Source organism: Bradyrhizobium sp. BR14999, from assembly GCF_056106085.1.
Map to the genome: position 1 here is coordinate 5,158,691 of NZ_CM148536.1, position 17,518 is coordinate 5,176,208.

The following is a 17,518-nucleotide window of genomic DNA, read 5'->3' on the forward strand; positions in this document are numbered from 1 at the left end:
AAAACCCGCGAAGCGCGATCGGCCGCCGTCAGGCGCCGCCCGCTTGTGACGGAAGGATACTATGCAGACCGTTGTCATCGTCATCCACCTCATGATCGTCGCCGTCATGATCGGCGCCGTCCTGCTCCAGAAGTCGGAAGGCGGCGGCCTCGGCATGGGCGGAGGCGCGGGCTTCATGTCGAGCCGCGGCACGGCGAATCTTTTGACGCGGACCACTGCGGTTTTGGCCGTTGGCTTCTTCCTCACCAGCCTGTTCCTGTCCTGGTACGCCGGCTACGACCGCAAGCCGTCGTCGATCATCGGCCAGCCGTCGCAGACCCAGCCGGCCGGCGGGGCGCCGATCGCGCCGCCGACCTCGGGCGGAATCCTGGATTCGCTGAAGAAGGCCGACGAGCAGCAGCAGAACCAGGCGCCCGCCGGCCCGCAGGTGCCGCGCTCGCAATAAAGCAGGGGGGCCATGCAGGGCGGCTTCTACCGTCCTGCAGCAAAAGTCCCCATCAAGGCACTGTCACCACTTTCAGTTCTGGATCACCCACAGGCCCGCAAAATCTTTGGGGCGGAATACGAATCGCTTTGGCGAATCGAATTCGAGGGATTAGAGGTTAAGTCCCATGGCGCGGTACATATTCATCACCGGCGGCGTGGTTTCTTCGCTCGGCAAGGGTCTGGCCTCGGCGGCACTCGGTGCGCTGTTGCAAGCCCGGGGCTACAAGGTCCGCCTCCGCAAGCTCGACCCCTATCTCAATCTCGATCCCGGAACGATGTCGCCGTATCAGCACGGCGAAGTGTTCGTGACCGATGACGGCGCAGAGACCGATCTCGATCTCGGTCACTACGAGCGCTTCACCGGCAGGCCGGCGACCAAGGCCGACAACATCACCACGGGGCGCATCTACCAGGACATCATCTCCAAGGAGCGCCGCGGCGATTATCTCGGCGCGACCATCCAGGTGGTTCCGCACGTCACCAACGCCATCAAGGAATTCGTCCTTGACGGCAATGACGATTACGACTTCGTGCTGGTCGAGATCGGCGGCACCGTCGGCGACATCGAGGGCCTGCCGTTCTTCGAGGCGATCCGCCAGCTCAAGAACGAGCTGCCGCGCGATCACGCCGTCTACATCCATCTCACGCTGCTGCCCTACATCCCCAGCGCCGGCGAGCTCAAGACCAAGCCGACGCAACACTCGGTGAAGGAGCTGCGCTCGATCGGCATCCAGCCGGACATCCTGCTCTGCCGCACCGACCGCGCGATCCCGAAGGAGGAGCGGCGCAAGCTGGGGCTGTTCTGCAACGTGCGCGAAAGCGCCGTGATCGAGGCGCGCGACGTCGACAACATCTACGCTGTCCCTGAGGCCTATCACAATGCGGGCCTCGACGACGAAGTGCTCGCCGCCTTCGGCATCGGCTCGCGGATTCCGCCGGAGCTGCGCAGCTGGCAAGAGATCAACGAGCGCGTGCGCAATCCCGAAGGCAACGTCACCATTGCCATCGTCGGCAAGTACACCGGCATGAAGGATGCGTATAAGTCGCTGATCGAGGCGCTGTCGCATGGCGGCATCGCCAACAAAGTGAAGGTCAATCTCGACTGGATCGAGAGCGAGATCTTCGAGAAGGAAGATCCGGCGCCGTTCCTCGAGCACGTCAACGGCATCCTGGTGCCCGGCGGCTTCGGCCAGCGCGGCGCGGAAGGAAAGATCAAGGCGGCGCAGTTCGCGCGCGAGCGCGACGTACCGTATTTCGGCATCTGCTTCGGTATGCAGATGGCGGTGATCGAGGCCGCGCGAAACCTCGTCGGCATCGAGGACGCCAACTCCACCGAGTTTGGCCCGACCAAGGAACCGCTGGTCGGCCTGATGACGGAATGGCTGCGCGGCAACGAGCTCGAGAAGCGCTCGCAGGCCGGCGATCTCGGCGGCACGATGCGGCTAGGGGCCTATCCGGCAACGCTCAATCGTGGCAGCCGCGTCTCAGAGGTCTATGGCGGCGCGACCGAGATATCCGAGCGCCACCGCCATCGCTACGAGGTCAACACGGCCTACAAGGATCGCCTCGAGCAGCACGGCCTGAAATTCTCTGGGCTATCGCCCGACGGCGTGCTGCCGGAGATCGTCGAGTACGAGGACCATCCCTGGTTCATCGGCGTCCAGTTCCACCCCGAGCTGAAGTCGCGGCCCTTCGAGCCGCACCCGCTGTTCGCGTCCTTCATCCAGGCGGCGATGGTGCAGAGCCGGCTGGTTTGAAGCCTCGGGCGAATGCGATCCCGTGACGACCTTGATCCGCGGCCGCCGCGTCAGCCTGTAGACGGCAGCGGGTGGCACGTTCAGCATCGCCCGATCCACCAGCTTGGCGCGCAGGCCCAGCCGGTCGAGCACCGGGCGCGGCACCGGGCAGCTCATGCCGTAGGTGAACTGATAGAACGCGCCGCCCGGGCGGATGTAGCTGAATGCGCCACTGACGATCGAGACGACCTTGCGCATTGACATGTTGAGCAGCGGCAATCCGCTGACCACGGCGCCGACGGGCGCGCCTTCATAGAGACGATGCGTGGTGAGCCGGGCAGCATCCATCCACAACACGCGAGCCCCGGGAAAGCGCATCTGCAGCAGCTTCATGAAATCGGAGCCGTACTCGACCAGCGTGAGGTCTTCCTGGCGCACGCCGCGCTTCAAAAGCTTGTAGGTGAATGCGCCGGTGCCGGGGCCGAGCTCGAGGATCGGGCCAGTCGATGCGTCGATCTCGCGCGTGATCAGATCGGCCAGTGCCGCGCTCGACGGCGCGATCGCTCCGACCTGACGCGGGGCCGACATCCAGGCGAGGAAGAACGAGAGGAAATCGTTGGGCATGCGCACTCCGGTATTTTGCTTCGCGCCTCGCAAATCAGAGGCGGCTCGCAATCTCACGGAAATGCATTGCGACAGCATTGCGGAGGCGATGCGGACCAAGATCAATTGGCGCGGATCGGCGGCAATGTGATCTTGAAGCATGCGCCGCCGTTCGCTCCATCCAGCACCGAGACGTGGCCGCGATGCAGCTGCACGATCTCGCGAACCATATTGAGGCCGAGGCCGGCACCGCGATCGAGCGGCGTGAGCCGATAGAACGGCTCGAAGATCAGCTCGTGTTGATCGGGCGGAATGCCCGCGCCCTCGTCGGTGACTTCGATGCATGCGGGCTTGCTGACGCGGATGCCGATCGTGCCGCGGCGCGGGCCGTGCTGGATGGCATTCTGCACGAGGTTGGTCAGCGCGCGTTCGAGCGCGGCCGTGTCGCCGAGTGTCTCGATCGGTGTTTCCGGTGCGTCGAGCGCCAGCTCGTAGCCCGCAGCGATGGCAAGCGGGGCAAGCTCGGCGGCGACGCCCTGGGCGATTGCGACGAGGTCGACCCGCGCGAAAGGATGTCCGCAACGGTCGAGTCGCTGGATGTCGAGCAATTGCTCTGCGAGCGTGGCGAGCCGCGCGGCATCCTCGATCAGGCGAGTCTTGTCGGGTCCCGGCGGAAGTGACTCCAGACGCGTGTTCAGGATCGCGATCGGCGTGCGCAGTTCGTGTGCGGCATCGGCGACGAAGCGCTTGTGGCGGGCATAGCCTTCGTCGAGCCGCGCCAGCGCGTCGTTGATCGCGGTCACGAGCGGCACGACCTCCAGCGGAATGTAATCCGCCGACAACCGCGCCCCGCGCTGGTGAATATCGATCCGCCGCGCCTGGTCCGCGGTCGTATCAAGTCCCCTGAACGCGCGCCGCAAGATCATCGGTGTTGCGATGAAGGTCGCGGTCCCCATCAACAGCAGGCCGGGAAGTGCGATGCCGAGCAACACGAGCGACGTCGTGAACACGGCCTTGGCACTGGTCAGTTTTCCCTGCGTCGCCGTGATGACCTGCACATTGCCGGCCCCGGTGTCGATGCGCTTCAGGCGTGCCGGCGGCTTGCGCGGATCGTCCTCGAAGAGCTGCCAGCCGAGCCGCGCCTGGCTGATCTGGTCGAGGGCGCCGCCGATGGCGGCGAATTCGGCCGGGACGGGGCCCTCACTGAGGGAACGCCCCTGCCTGTCGCGAACCAGCAACCAGAGGTCGGGGGTCTCTGCGCGCAACTGTTTCAGCTCGTCGGTCGGTCGCAGTGTGAGGCCACCCTGGGCATCGCGCGCGAGCGCATGCTGCACGATGTCGATCACGCGGTCCTCGTCCCGCTGGGTCAGCACGAAGCCCGAGGCGCAGAGCGCGCCGACGACGATGGCGACGAGAGCGACGAGCAGGGCGGCCTGCAGTGAAAGCAGCCGCCAGCTCAGCCGCGAGCGCAGGCAGTATGGGTCGTTGTGCCGGCTCATGGCAGCTTCTTCAGGAGATAGCCGACGCCGCGGATGCCGTGGATCTCCACGCGCGCATCTGCCTCGGACAGTTTGCGGCGCAACCGCGACACGTGCGTATCGAGCGCATTCGACTGGATCTCGTCGTCGAAACTGTAGACGGCCTCTTCCAGCGCCGAGCGCAGCACCGTCCGGCCCATGCGGCGGACCAGGGCTTCCAGCACCAGCAGCTCGCGCCGCGGCAGCTCGAGCGGAGACCCGCCGACGGTTGCCTCGCGATGGCCGAAGTCGAAGGCGAGGCGGCCGGCGCGCATGATGTCGGGCTGCAGCCGGCCGGGCCGGCGCAGTACGGCGCGCAGACGCGCCAGCAATTCCTCCACCGCGAACGGTTTTGCCAGATAGTCATCGGCCCCTCGGTCGAGCCCGGCGACCCGGTCGGCGAGCTCGCCGCGCGCCGTCAACACGATGATCGGCACGCCGTCGGCGCGCGCCCTCAGTTTCGGGATCAAAGCGAGACCGTCGCCATCGGGAAGCTGGCGATCGAGCAGGACGGCGGCGTGGACATCGGCAGAAATGGCCTCTTCGGCCTCGGCGAGCGAGGGGGCATGGTCCACCACCATGTCGTAGCGCTTCAGCGCCGACGCCAGTGCATCGGCCATTTCGGCCTCGTCCTCGACGAGCAAAATCCGCATGATCCGCCACCTCAACCTCAACCGCGCCATTCTAGCGGCCGCATCATTGCGGCAGCATTGCGGGAACCGGCTGCGGCGGAGTGGCCCCGATCGACCTCCAGCCATGCGCGGAACGCCACAGGGGCAACCGGGCGGGGCTCACGACACCGTCGGGACCAGCCGCTATAACCGCCGGACCTGTTCAGGGAGGAACATGAATGATCTACGAAATGCGCCAGTATCGCTGCGTGCCCGGCCGCCTGCCGGCACTGCTCAAGCGGTTCGAGACCGCCACGCTGAAGATCTGGGAGAAGCACGGCATCAAGCAGGCCGGCTTCTTCACCACGCTGATCGGTGAATCCAACCAGGAGCTGACCTATTTCCTGGCCTGGGAGTCGCTCGCCGAGCGCGAGACGAAGTGGGGCAAGTTCATTGCCGATCCCGACTGGATGAAAGCGCGCGCCGAGAGCGAAGCCGACGGCCAGATCGTCGCCAACATCGTCAGCCAGGTCCTGGCGCCGACCGCCTTCTCAGTGGTGAAGTAGCGATCCCTCGCGCGGCGAGGAACCCTGGCGCAACCCTGATATTCTGACCGCCCTGGCCGAATAGGGTTGATCCGACCCTCATCGGGGCTATGGTCGCGCCGAAACGAGGGATTTGCCTTGAGCTCTTCGACGTCAGCGGCGCCGGTCGTCACCATTGGCACGGTCAAATTCGGCAATGACCTGCCGATCTCGGTCATTGCCGGGCCGTGCCAGCTCGAGAGCCGCCAGCATGCGCTGGAGGTCGCCTCCGCGCTGAAGGAGATCGCGGCGCGGCTGAACATCGGGCTCGTCTACAAGACCTCGTTCGACAAGGCCAACCGCACCAGCGCATCGGCGGCGCGCGGGCTTGGCCTTGCGCAGTCGCTGCCGATCTTCGCCGAAATCCGCTCCTCGCTCGGCCTGCCTGTCCTCACCGACGTGCACGAGGCCACGCAATGCGCCGAGGTGGCGCCGGCCGTCGACGTCCTGCAGATTCCCGCTTTCCTTTGCCGGCAGACGGACCTGCTGCTCGCTGCGGCCGCGACCGGCAAGGTCGTCAACGTCAAGAAGGGCCAGTTCCTGGCTCCCTGGGACATGGCGAATGTCGTGACCAAGATCACGAGCGCGAACAATCCCAACGTGCTCGTCACCGAGCGCGGCGCCTCGTTCGGCTACAACACGCTGGTCTCCGACATGCGCGCGCTGCCGATCCTGGCGCGCACCACCGGCGCTCCCGTGATCTTCGATGCCACGCATTCGGTGCAGCAGCCGGGCGGGAAGGGGACGTCGTCGGGCGGCGAGCGCGAATTCGTGCCGGTGCTGGCACGCGCGGCTGTTGCCGTTGGCGTGGCCGGCGTCTTCATCGAGACCCATCCCGATCCTGATCGCGCGCCCTCCGATGGCCCCAACATGGTGCCGCTGCGCGAGTTCGAGGGGCTGATCGCTAGACTGATGGCCTTCGACGCGCTCGCCAAAGAATCTGTCAAAACCGGCCCGCGCTGATGCAGCACGGCGAGGCGCGGCCGCACGATCACGGCTTGCCGACAGCGCTCTACGTCATATCAGGCGCAAGCTTCGCCGCAGCGCTCTCGGCCCGCGCGCTCGACCCGGTGCTGCCGCATGTCGCCGAGGACTTTGGCGTCAGCATCGCGACCGCCGCGGGCTTTGCCGCGGTGTTCGCCTTCACCTTCTCGATCATCCAGCCCATCGTTGGCGCCGCCGCCGATCTGTTCGGCAAGACGCGGCTGATGATCGGCTGCCTCGCGCTGCTCGGCCTTGCCAACATCCTCGGCGCGCTCTCGACCTCGTTCTCGGTTTTGTTTGCGACCCGCATTCTCGCCGGCATCGGCTCCGGCGGCGTGTTTCCGGTGGCGTTGAGCCTGACCAGCGATCTCGTTGGGCCGGAGAAACGCCAGGTCGCGATCAGCCGCACGCTCGCCGGCGCGATGACCGGCAATCTGCTCGGCGCCTCGGCCTCCGGGCTGATCGGCGATTTTCTCGGCTGGCGCGGCGTGCTCGCAGTGCTCGGCGTGCTCGTGATCGCCGCCTCGATCGCGGTCGCCGCCGGCTTTCACGGCGCCAAGGTCAAGCATCCGCCGAAGACGAGCCTGTCGGCGCTGAAGGCCGGCTATCGCACCATCTTCACCAATCCGAACGCCTATGTCTGCTACTCGGCCGTGTTCATCGAGGGCTGTTGCGTGCTCGGCCTGTTTCCCTATGTCGCCTCGTTCCTGTTCGAGCTCGGGCAGACCTCGCTCTCGATCGCCGGTATCGTCATCGCGGGCTTTGCGGTCGGCGGCTTGTTCTACACACTGACGGTGTCGCGCCTGCTGCCGTGGCTCGGCATGAAGGGCATGATGATCGCGGGCATGACGTTGGTTGCCTCACAGCTCATTGCCGTCGCCTTCGGGCCACGCTGGGAGGTGCAGGCCCTGAATCTCATCGTGATGGGATGGGGCTTCTACATCGCCCATGGCTGTCTGCAGGTCTTCGCCAGCGAACTCTCGGTCGAGGCGCGCGCCACCGCGCTGTCGCTGCATTCGTTCTTCTTCTTCATGGGGCAGACCGTGGGGCCGCTCGCCTATGGCTTCGGCCTCCAGCATGCCGGCAAGATGCCGACCCTGTCCGCGAGCGCCGTGATCATGGTGGTGCTGGGCTTCCTCTGCGCCCGGCTGCTCAAGCAGCGGGCGCCCGCTGATGCGAGGGCCTGAACGAGAGGGTTAGGGCCGCGCCAAGTCGGACAAAATGGGAGCTAGCCCCGTCCACGATAGGGCGCGACGCCTTGCTCCGGCACCCACAGGCCCCTCGGCACACGGCCGGTCTGCCAGAACACGTCGATCGGGATGCCGCCGCGCGGATACCAGTAGCCGCCGATGCGCAGCCATTTCGGCTTGATCTCGCTCGCGATACGCTTGCCGATCATCACGGTGCAGTCCTCGTGGAAGGCGCCGTGATTGCGGAAGCTGGCGATGTAAAGTTTCAGCGATTTCGACTCCAGCAGCCACGCACCGGGCGCGTAGTCGATCATCAGATGCGCGAAATCCGGCTGGCCCGTCACCGGGCAGAGCGAGGTGAATTCCGGCACGGTGAAGCGCACCAGATAGTCGGTGCCCTTTTGCGGATTGGGCACGCGGTCGAGCTGGGCTTCTTCCGGTGTGTGCGGCCACTCGACCGCACGACCGAGCTGGAGGGATTTCTTCGCCATCGTCGTCACATCCTGTTTCGGATGCCGGGATGGACGCAAATGTCGCGGCCGTCAACCGGCCGCGATCGTCTGGATCATGACGATCCGGTCGTTGCCGGACTCGCACCCCCACAGCTCGCCCGGCCTGCCGTCGAGCTGTCGCACATTGGCATTGGCCTTGTCGCTGGCGAAGACGTTGAACCGCTCGGTCGCGGGATCGAAGCGGACGATGGCGTTGGCGGAGAAATCGCTCAGCCAGACCTTGTCCTTGTCGTCGACATAGACGGCATAGGCGCGGGGACGTTCACCGGGCAGCTTCCACGTCTTCCAGGAGCCATTGGCGGGATCGTGCACCGAGACATGGCCGCTATTCCATTCGCTGACCCAGATCCGGCTCTTTGAATCCGACCAGACGCGCCGTGAGCCCGCATTCGGTGTCGGCGGCTGCACGACGCGTGCATTGCCGTTTGCAAGATCGACTTTGGCGATGTAGCTGCCGGCGAGGGAGGCGTACCAGATGTCGCCCTTGGGCGTGACGGTGATGCCGTAGGGCCCGATGCCTTTTGGTGCCTTGAAGACCGTCATCTCGCCGGATTTCGGCACAAGCCGGCCGTAATAGCCGGACTGGCCGGTGAACCAGTAGGTGCCTTCCTTATCGAACACGCCGGTGTTGAGATTGGCGGAGGCGAACTTTTCCGGCAGGCGGAACAGCGTGACCTTGAGATCGCCGGGATCGAGCCGCGCGATCGCATTCTGGCCGCCCTCGGTGATCCATGGCGCGCCGTCGGGGCCGATGGTCACACCGTGCGGGGCGGCGCCCTGGCCGAGGCTGACCGTCTTGAAGGTGCCATCCTTTGGATCGAGTCTGCCGAGCAGGCCCTTGCCCTGCGCCGTGAACCACACGGTGCCGTCAGAAGCGGGCGTGAGATCGTGCAGGCCGATGCCTGGGCTGATCGGGAAGTATTTCGTCCGGAACGGGCCTTCCTGCGCAAAACTTGGGCGGGCGGCGAGGAGGGCGGCGCTCGAGGCAAGAAACTGGCGGCGATTCATGGCGTTACCTCGACTGTCTAGGATTGAGGTTGGACGCGCGGAGCAGATGTCGTCGAGCATAATCTGAGGTTCTTCATGCGTCAGTCGAAGCGGCTCGTCCAAGCGTTCACATTTGCTTGCGGCCCGTGTAAGACCCGCGACACCGATCAGCCCTAACGAACGGAAGTGCACATCATGACCGCCATCATCGACATCATCGGCCGCGAAATCCTCGATAGCCGGGGCAATCCCACCGTCGAGGTCGATGTCGTGCTGGAAGACGGCGCGCTCGGCCGCGCCGCGGTGCCGTCGGGAGCCTCGACTGGCGCCCATGAGGCAGTGGAACTGCGCGACGGCGACAAGGCCCGCTATCTCGGCAAGGGCGTCTCCAAGGCAGTCAGCGCCGTCAATGGCGAGATCTTCGAGGCCCTGAGCGGCCTCGATGTCGAGCAGCAGGCCCAGATCGACCAGATCATGATCGACCTCGACGGCACGCCGAACAAGAGCCGGCTGGGCGCCAACGCCATCCTCGGTGTGTCGCTGGCCTGCGCCAAGGCGGCCGCGAACTCGCTCGACATGCCGCTCTACCGTTATGTCGGCGGTACCTCGGCGCGGCTCTTGCCGGTGCCGATGATGAACATCATCAATGGCGGCGTGCACGCCGACAACCCGATCGACTTCCAGGAATTCATGATCCTCCCGGTCGGCACGTCGAGCTTTGCCGAGGGCCTGCGCTACGGCGCGGAAGTTTTCCATACGCTCAAGTCGGAGCTGAAGAAGGCCGGCCACAACACCAATGTCGGCGACGAGGGCGGCTTCGCCCCGAACCTGCCGTCGGCGGACGCGGCGCTCGACTTCGTCATGAATGCGATCGGCAAGGCCGGCTTCAAGGCGGGCTCCGACATCGTGCTCGGGCTCGACTGCGCCTCGACCGAGTTCTTCAAGGACGGCAAGTATGTCTATGAAGGTGAGGGCAAGTCCCGCTCGATCTCCGAGCAGGCCAAGTACCTTGCGGACCTCGTCGCGCGCTATCCGATCGTGACCATCGAGGACGGCATGTCGGAAGACGACATGGACGGCTGGAAGGAGCTCACCGACCTCATCGGCAAGAAGTGCCAGCTCGTCGGCGACGATCTCTTCGTCACCAACGTCAAGCGCCTCGCCGAAGGCATCAAAGCGGGCCGGGCCAACTCGATCCTGATCAAGGTCAACCAGATCGGCACGCTGACCGAGACGCTCGCCGCCGTCGAGATGGCGCACAAGGCCGGCTACACCTCGGTCATGTCGCACCGCTCCGGCGAGACCGAGGATTCCACCATCGCCGACCTCGCGGTCGCCACCAGTTGCGGTCAGATCAAGACCGGCTCCCTTGCGCGGTCCGACCGCACCGCCAAATACAACCAGCTTCTGCGTATCGAGCAGCAGCTCGGCAAGCAGGCGCTCTACGGCGGCAAGGCGGCACTGAAGGCGCTGGCATAAGCCGGCGCTTCGACTCGCGAAAAGACAGACAGGGGAGGATCGACATGAGCGACGGCAAGACCGGACTGCAGCTGCGTTCGCTGCTCAAGAAGAGCGGCGAGCTGGAATTGTCCCTCGTGAATGTCCCGACACCGGAGCCGGCCGACGATGAGGTCGTGGTCCGCGTCGAAGCCACGCCGATCAACCCCTCCGACCTCGGGCTCCTGATCGGGGCCGCCGACATGTCGGCGGCTCAGGCTTCCGGCACGAAGGACGCACCGGTGATCACCGCGAAAATGCCTGAGGGCGCGATGCGGATGATGGCGGCCAGGTTCGATCAGTCATTGCCGGTCGGCAACGAAGGCGCCGGCACGGTGATCCGGACCGGATCATCGGATGCGGCGAAGGCGCTGATGGGCAAAACAGTGTCGATGATCGGCGGCGCCATGTACACGCAATATCGCGTGCTGAAGGTCCGCGACGTCATGGAGCTGCCGGCAGGCACCACGGCGGCCGACGGCGCCTCCTGGTTCGTCAATCCGCTGACCGCGCTCGGCATGACCGAGACGATGCGGCGCGAGAACCACAAGGCGCTCGTGCACACGGCCGCCGCCTCCAATCTCGGCCAGATGCTCAACAAGATCTGCATCAAGGATGGCATCGGTCTCATCAACATCGTGCGCAGCAAGGAGCAGGCCGACATCCTGCACAAGATCGGCGCCAAGCATGTCGTGGATTCCAGCGCGGCGAGCTTCATGGACGACCTCACCAACGCGCTGGTCGAGACCGGCGCCACGATTGCCTTCGACGCCATCGGCGGCGGCAAGCTGGCGAGCCAGATCCTCACCGCGATGGAGATCGCGGCCAACAAGACCGCGAAGGAATACAGCCGCTACGGCTCCAACGTGTACAAGCAGGTCTATATCTACGGCAGCCTCGACACGCGCCCGACCGAGCTGAACCGCTCGTTTGGCCTGAGCTGGGGCGTCGGCGGCTGGCTGCTCACGCCGTTCCTCCAGAAGATCGGTCCGGCCGAGATCGGTCGCCTGCGCCAGCGCGTCGCGTCCGAGCTCAAGACCACCTTCGCCAGCCACTACACCAAGGTGGTGTCGCTTGCCGAGGCGCTCGATCCCGCCAACATCGCGGTGTACGCCAAACGTGCCACCGGCGAAAAATTCCTCATCAACCCGAATAAGTCGTGACGCGCAACGGCGTCCAGGCCTGATCGAATTTATGCCTGAGCCGTGGGGCGAATGACGATCTCGCCGACGTCCACGCTATCCGGCTGCGCAATCGCGAAGGCCATCGCCTCCGCGATTGCGCTCGCCGGAATGGCCATCGCCTTCATGCTTGCCTGTCCTTGCTCCCGCAACGCGGAATCCGTCATGGAGGACGGCAGTTCGGTGTCGACATAACCGGGTGAGATGGTTGTCACCCGAAGCGAGGGGCCGGCCTCCTGACGAAGCCCTTCGGAAATCGCCCTGACGGCATTCTTCGATCCCGCGTAGACCGCCATTGTCGGAACGATCTTGATGCCGGCGGTCGACAGGGTGTTGATGAAATGACCGAAGCCCTGACGTCGGAAGACGGGCAGGGCGGCGGCGATTCCGTAGAGCACGCCTTTCACGTTCACGTCGATCATGTCGTCCCAGTCGTCGATCCTCAGGTCGTCAAGGCGGGAAATCGGGGCAATCCCCGCATTGTTGATCAGGACGTCCAGCTTCCCGTATCGGTCCGTGGCAAGTCCGACGAGCCTGGCGACATCCTCGCGTCGCCTGACGTCGGTGACGAGGTACGACGCCTTTCCGCCCTTTGAGGCGATGCTCCCGGCCAGAATCTGCAGCCGGTCGGCGCGCCGTGCGCCGAGGATCACGATGGCGCCACGTTCTGCGAGATGCCGGGCGGCGGCTTCGCCAATTCCGCTGCTGGCGCCCGTGATGGCGATGACCTTGCCTGCGATGCCTGACATAGATGTTCCACGCAATTCGTTGCGAGATCACCTTCGCATCGGAATCGAGGATGATCTATGCTCGAAGTGCTCGAAAATCGTCGAGATCGGATCAAGCCTTGGACAAACCCTCGGATAGGCACAAGACCTCGGACCCGCTGTCTCAGGTCTTCTCGCTCCTGAACGTTCGCGCTGCGCGTTGCACGAGGTTCGAGGCGGGCGGCAATTGGTCGTATCGGTTCCCGGCCAAACCCGCCCTTAAGTTCGGCGCGGTCATCCGAGGTGATTGCTCGATCGATTTCGGCGACGAAGCCCATCATCGGCTTGTCTCCGGCGACTGCTTTCTTCTGGCCAATGCACCAGCCTATGTTCTGGCCAACGACCAACGCCTTGCTCCCGAAGACGGTATAGCGGCGTTCGATTGGACGCAGTCGGATGTCGCGCGTCACGCGGGCCGCGATACCGTTCTGCTTGCCGGCAGTTTCGGTTTCGAAGCGTCGGACGCCGGAATGCTGCTCGATGCGCTCCCTCGCTTTCTGCTCATACCGTCGCGCAGTCCATCGGCAGCCGTCATTCATTCCACGCTCGAGATTCTCGACCTTGAAATCAGGGGGACGGGAATCGGAGCGGCCGTGCTCACCGACAGACTTGCCGACGTCCTGCTCGTCCAGGTGCTCCGCGCGGCGCTGGACCAGGGTGCCGGCGAGGGTTTGGGATGGATCAATGCACTGGTCGACGCCAGGATCGGCAAGGCCATCAGGCTGATGCACGAAGACTCCGCTCACCCCTGGACCCTGGAAGCATTGTCCGAAGCGATCGCCATGTCGCGATCCGCGTTTTCGAAGCGGTTCAAGTCGCTGGTGGGGCTGGCGCCGCTCGACTACCTGCTTAGATGGCGAATGCGACTTGCACGCGATCTTCTTCGACGTGGAGCGACCGTTTCGGCAACGGCCGCGCAGCTTGGATACTCGTCGGAGAGCGCCTTCGGACACGCCTTCAAGCGAGTCTACGGCCATGCACCGAAGCGATACTGGCGCAGACAGGCGATCGCCGAAAAATTCCCCATCAACCCAAATAAATTATCGTGATGTGCGACGGCACGTCACCGGAAGAAGGGACTTGCCTTCTGAGCGAAGCGGGGGATTATTCCCGCCGCCGTTGAAAGCGGAAAAACCGCAAGGCGTTCAGAAGGGGACCTCTGCATGACCGACCTCAATCGCCGTCACCTGCTCGCAGGTGCCGCCGCCCTCAGTGCGGCCGCCGTTACCGGGCTTGGACCGACCACCACCAATGCCTCAGTGCCGCCGGCTGGGACGCAGGCGCCGGGCTTCTACCGCTACAAGGTCGGCAGCTACGAGTGCACCTCGATCAACGACGGTGCGCGCACCTTCCCGATGCCGGAGAAGTTCGTCGTCAACATACCGAAGGATGAGGCGCTGGCCGCGGGCGAGGCGGCCTACATGCCAAAGGGCATGGTCACGGTGCCGTTCAATCCGCAGCTCATCAACACCGGCTCCAAGCTCGTGCTGATCGATACCGGCAACGGCGTCGCCAATCTCGAGCCGAGCAAGGGCGCTGTCGGCCGCACCCTGCAAAACCTTGCCGCCGCTGGCGTCGATCCCAAGAACATCGACGTCGTGCTGCTGTCGCATCTGCATCCCGACCACACCAACGGCATCCGTCTCGCCGATGGCGCGCTCGCCTTCCCGAATGCGGAGATCATGGTGCCGGGCAAGGACTGGGAGTTCTGGACCAGCGGGGACAACGTCGCCAAGGCCGAGTCCAACCCGATGATGAAGAACTATTTCGCCAACGTGAAGAAGACCTTTGCCGGCCTCGAGTCCAAGGTCACCAAGTACGAGTGGGGCAAGGAGGTCGCGCCCGGCATCACCTCGATCGCGACGCCGGGTCACACGCCAGGCCACACCTCGTTCGCGGTCGCATCGGGCGATGCCAAGGTGCTGATCCAGTCCGATGTCACCAACATTCCGGAATTCTTCCTGCGCAATCCGGACTGGCACGTGATGTTCGACGCTGATCCGGCGATGGCGCAGACGACACGCCACAAATTCTACGACATGGCGGCGGCCGAGAAAGCGACCGTGATCGGCTTCCACTTCACCTTCCCGTCGGTCGGGCATGTCGTGAAGGACGGCGCCAAATATCGCCTGATCCCGTCGGCCTGGAATCCGACAATCTGACCTGGCTAAGACGTTTGGGCGAGAGATCGGGCCGCCGCTTGGCGGCCTGATTTTTTTGGGAGAGTGTCGTAGCCCAGATGTCTGCTTTCCAGAAACGCAGCGTTTCCAAATCGAGCCAGTTCATGCACTTGCATCCATCGGTACGGATCGCTTAAGTGCGCTCCCGGCACTCCCGCTCAAGTTCGAAGGATACCCCCATGGCCTACAATATCGTCGTAATCGCCGGCAGCGTGCGCAAGGCCGGCTTTTCGCTCAAGATCGCCAATGCGCTCGCCAAGCTCGCACCTAGCTCGCTCAAGCTCGAGGTGATCACGCCGGCGGGCATCTCGTTCTTCAATCAGGACCTCGAGGGCGCGCCGCCCGCGGACTGGCTGGCGTTTCGCGAGAAGCTTCAGAAGGCGGACGGCGTCATCTTCGTCACGCCCGAATACAACCGCTCCATCCCTGGTGCTCTGAAGAACGCCATCGACGTCGCCTCGCGGCCCTATGGCAAGAGCTCCTTCAATGGCAAGCCGGTCGGCATCATCTCCAATTCGCCGGGCCCGCTCGGCGGGGTCAGCGCGGCCAAGCATTTGCAAACCATCCTGCCTGGTATAACCGGCCCGATCATGCAACAGCCGGAGACCTATCTGAACGCCATTGGCGACGCCTTTGATGCCGAGGGCAATCTGGTCAAGGAGTCGCTGAAGCCTGTGCTCCAGGCCTATATCGACGCCTTCGCTGCCCACGTCGCGAAGCATCACGGCTGAAACTGGAAGCCAAAGCCGCTCAACTCTCCGTCATGCCCGGGCCTGTCCCGGGCATCCACGTTCTTCGTCATCCGAGGCAAAGCACGTGGATGGCCGGGACAGGTCCGGCCATGACGCGTGGAGATAGCTTGCCTCGCCGCGATCGGCGGCTGGAGCGACGCGCAGGGAGAGGACGATTAGCACTCTCTTAACCAACCTGTCCCATCTTCCCAAGATGGTCTCTCGCGCGCGCCTGAAATCGATCCTGACCGGCCTTGCCCTCTATGCGATGGCGGCGGCGATCGTCGGCTATTTCGGCGTCAACGCCTACACCGGCAAATACGGCCTCAACGCCCGCCAGGAGCTCGATCAGGAGATCATCGCACTGACCAGCGAGCTGGCACAGCTCAAGCGCGAGCGCGCCAGGAGCGAGCAGCGCGTCTCGTTGCTGCGCACGTCCAGGATCGATCCTGATATGCTGGAAGAGCGGGCGCGCTACCAGCTCGACTATGTCAATCCGCATGATCTCGTTCGGATGATACCGGCGAAATAGCGTTTTCGCTGCATTCGAAACCGGCAACGAAAGCGGCTGCCGATCGGCGCCAACTCAGCCCTCGACTGTACCGAAAGTCGTAGGCCAAGAAGCGGTCGGCTGCCTTGACGGCGCCACAGCAAGGGGCTCATGCCTCGCAGTCGCCCAAGATTGACGCAGATCAACCGGGCCGTGCCGGTACTGCCTAGACTACCTTCCGGAGGAAACAAGTGATGAATGGGTCAACGCCACCGCATCACGCGGCCCGCGTCGAGGCCGCCATCGCGTCAGGCCAGGCGGCCCGGTCCGCGCTCGTGGCCTCGTGGCGCCGTTCGTCCCGATTGCATCATCTCGATCCCGCCGGGCGCAGCTCACCGATGCGGCTTACCGAAGCCGAGCTGGATCAGGCCCGCAAGCGCATCGCACCGCTGCTGGCGGCCGCGCAAGGTGCGATGGACCGGCTGTATCAGGCCGTCGGCGCGAGCGGCTGTTGCGTGTTGCTCGCGGACGGTGAGGGCGTTCCGGTCGATCGCCGTGGCACGCCGGGGGACGATGCGACGTTTCAATCCTGGGGCCTGTGGACCGGCGCGCTCTGGAGCGAGGAGCACGAGGGCACCAACGGCATCGGCACCTGCCTCGTCGAGCAGCGTCCGCTGACGATCGATCGCGACCAGCACTTCTTCGCCCGCAACACGCTTTTGAGCTGTACTGCCGTTCCAATCTACGATCACGAGGCGGCGCTTGCAGGCGTGCTCGACGTCTCCTCCTGCCGCGCCGACCGCACCGACGCGTTCTCCAGTCTGATCGCGCTGGCGGCGGGCGAGGCGGCCAAGCGTATCGAGGCCGACCTGTTTCGCAGGGCCTTCAGCCATGCCCGCATCGTCCTGACGCAGGGCCCGGACGGCAGTTGCGGCGGCCTCATCGCCGTTGATGCGGACGATCTCGTGATCGGCGCAACCCGCGCTGCCCGGATCGGACTCGGGATCGCCCTCGGCCGGGTACTGCAGCCGGTGCCCGCGGCCGATCTCCTCGGCGGCGACACTGCACACGACCACCTTGCCGGCGGTCAGCGCGCGGTGTTGCAGCGGGCGATGCTCCGCGCGGGTGGCAACGTTTCGGCGGCCGCCAAGGCCCTCGGCGTCAGCCGCGCCACGCTGCATCGGAAGCTGAAGCGGTTCGAGCTGAACCACTGAACGTAACTGCTTCCTCAATCGTCATTGCGAGCGAAGCGAAGCAATCCAGAATCTTTCCGCTGGGACAGTCTGGATTGCTTCGCTTCGCTCGCAATGACGGTGTGGAAGCTGCAAGTGCTCAATCTTGCGCTGCCCACGACTGTCGCAGAACTGCGACAGGTCGGCGCCATCATTGCTCCCGCCCGGGCTGACAGAAAACACCTCCCGCATCATCGTCGGCGCAAGTCGCGACCACGCGACGAATTGCG

The 17,518-nt window shown here is 64.7% G+C and carries 17 protein-coding genes and 1 pseudogene; 12 read left to right on the forward strand and 6 right to left on the reverse strand.

The genetic code is table 11. The features are described 5' to 3' along the window. Nucleotides 1-61: 61 nt before the first annotated feature. Nucleotides 62-445, forward strand: a complete 384-nt coding sequence (secG, locus tag ACR9YP_RS24050; protein WP_128933523.1) for a preprotein translocase subunit SecG — start codon at nt 62-64, stop codon at nt 443-445. 166 nt (nt 446-611) lie between these two features. Next, the gene (locus ACR9YP_RS24055) at nt 612-2,243 is read left to right on the forward strand and encodes a CTP synthase (RefSeq protein WP_128933524.1); all 1,632 of its coding nucleotides are present in this window, start codon (nt 612-614) and stop codon (nt 2,241-2,243) included. Here ACR9YP_RS24055 and ACR9YP_RS24060 read toward each other — a convergent pair. The 3 genes and pseudogenes from ACR9YP_RS24060 to ACR9YP_RS24070 form a co-directional block, all read right to left on the reverse strand. After that, a pseudogene (locus ACR9YP_RS24060) lies at nt 2,241-2,846 on the reverse strand (class I SAM-dependent methyltransferase); the annotation flags it as partial. The gene ACR9YP_RS24055 and the pseudogene ACR9YP_RS24060 sit on opposite strands and share 3 nt — an antisense overlap. 101 nt (nt 2,847-2,947) lie before the next feature. Then, a complete protein-coding gene (locus ACR9YP_RS24065; protein WP_474217246.1) occupies nt 2,948-4,324 on the reverse strand; it encodes a sensor histidine kinase in 1,377 nt (458 codons plus the stop codon). Next, on the reverse strand, nt 4,321-4,995 hold the full coding sequence (locus ACR9YP_RS24070; protein ID WP_438108088.1) for a response regulator transcription factor: 675 nt from the start codon (nt 4,993-4,995) through the stop codon (nt 4,321-4,323). Before ACR9YP_RS24070 ends, ACR9YP_RS24065 begins: the two co-directional genes overlap by 4 nt. Nucleotides 4,996-5,192: 197 nt before the next feature. On the opposite strand from ACR9YP_RS24070, the gene ACR9YP_RS24075 reads away from it, so the two are divergent. The 3 genes from ACR9YP_RS24075 to ACR9YP_RS24085 all read left to right on the forward strand — a co-directional run bounded on the left by ACR9YP_RS24075 (nt 5,193) and on the right by ACR9YP_RS24085 (nt 7,708). Beyond that, entirely contained in the window at nt 5,193-5,519 is a 327-nt protein-coding gene (locus ACR9YP_RS24075; protein ID WP_438108089.1) for an NIPSNAP family protein, read from the forward strand. Between the two features lie 117 nt (nt 5,520-5,636). Further along, on the forward strand, nt 5,637-6,500 hold the full coding sequence (gene kdsA / locus ACR9YP_RS24080; RefSeq protein WP_438108090.1) for a 3-deoxy-8-phosphooctulonate synthase: 864 nt from the start codon (nt 5,637-5,639) through the stop codon (nt 6,498-6,500). After that, a complete protein-coding gene (locus tag ACR9YP_RS24085) occupies nt 6,500-7,708 on the forward strand; it encodes an MFS transporter (protein ID WP_438108091.1) in 1,209 nt (402 codons plus the stop codon). Before kdsA ends, ACR9YP_RS24085 begins: the two co-directional genes overlap by 1 nt. 41 nt (nt 7,709-7,749) lie before the next feature. Here the strand turns inward: ACR9YP_RS24085 and queF are convergent, their stop codons facing one another. Beyond that, entirely contained in the window at nt 7,750-8,202 is a 453-nt protein-coding gene (gene queF, locus ACR9YP_RS24090; protein ID WP_438108093.1) for a preQ(1) synthase, read from the reverse strand. 51 nt (nt 8,203-8,253) lie between these two features. Further along, a complete protein-coding gene (locus tag ACR9YP_RS24095) occupies nt 8,254-9,231 on the reverse strand; it encodes a Vgb family protein (RefSeq protein ID WP_438108095.1) in 978 nt (325 codons plus the stop codon). Between the two features lie 174 nt (nt 9,232-9,405). On the opposite strand from ACR9YP_RS24095, the gene eno reads away from it, so the two are divergent. Together eno and ACR9YP_RS24105 are read left to right on the forward strand one after the other, a co-directional pair. Further along, nucleotides 9,406-10,689, forward strand: coding sequence for a phosphopyruvate hydratase (gene eno, locus ACR9YP_RS24100; RefSeq protein ID WP_438108097.1), 1,284 nt, complete (start codon nt 9,406-9,408; stop codon nt 10,687-10,689). Nucleotides 10,690-10,733: 44 nt separating this feature from the next. Next, complete coding sequence (locus ACR9YP_RS24105) at nt 10,734-11,870, forward strand: zinc-binding dehydrogenase (protein ID WP_474217254.1); 1,137 nt, start codon at nt 10,734-10,736, stop codon at nt 11,868-11,870. 29 nt (nt 11,871-11,899) lie between these two features. On the opposite strand, the gene ACR9YP_RS24110 is transcribed toward ACR9YP_RS24105, so the two are convergent. Further along, a complete protein-coding gene (locus ACR9YP_RS24110) occupies nt 11,900-12,637 on the reverse strand; it encodes an SDR family oxidoreductase (protein WP_474217256.1) in 738 nt (245 codons plus the stop codon). A 98-nt stretch (nt 12,638-12,735) separates the two neighbouring features. On the opposite strand from ACR9YP_RS24110, the gene ACR9YP_RS24115 reads away from it, so the two are divergent. The 5 genes from ACR9YP_RS24115 (at nt 12,736) to ACR9YP_RS24135 (ending at nt 17,270) form a co-directional block, all read left to right on the forward strand. Further along, a complete protein-coding gene (locus tag ACR9YP_RS24115; protein ID WP_474217258.1) occupies nt 12,736-13,704 on the forward strand; it encodes an AraC family transcriptional regulator in 969 nt (322 codons plus the stop codon). A 114-nt stretch (nt 13,705-13,818) separates the two neighbouring features. Then, the gene (locus ACR9YP_RS24120; protein WP_438108103.1) at nt 13,819-14,817 is read left to right on the forward strand and encodes an MBL fold metallo-hydrolase; all 999 of its coding nucleotides are present in this window, start codon (nt 13,819-13,821) and stop codon (nt 14,815-14,817) included. Between the two features lie 197 nt (nt 14,818-15,014). Then, the gene (locus ACR9YP_RS24125) at nt 15,015-15,566 is read left to right on the forward strand and encodes an NADPH-dependent FMN reductase (RefSeq protein ID WP_130213688.1); all 552 of its coding nucleotides are present in this window, start codon (nt 15,015-15,017) and stop codon (nt 15,564-15,566) included. Between the two features lie 214 nt (nt 15,567-15,780). Beyond that, complete coding sequence (locus ACR9YP_RS24130) at nt 15,781-16,098, forward strand: FtsB family cell division protein (RefSeq protein ID WP_438108104.1); 318 nt, start codon at nt 15,781-15,783, stop codon at nt 16,096-16,098. 212 nt (nt 16,099-16,310) lie between these two features. Further along, nucleotides 16,311-17,270 (forward strand): GAF domain-containing protein, encoded by a 960-nt coding sequence (locus tag ACR9YP_RS24135; protein WP_474217259.1) that lies wholly within the window; start codon nt 16,311-16,313, stop codon nt 17,268-17,270. Nucleotides 17,271-17,518: the final 248 nt, after the last annotated feature.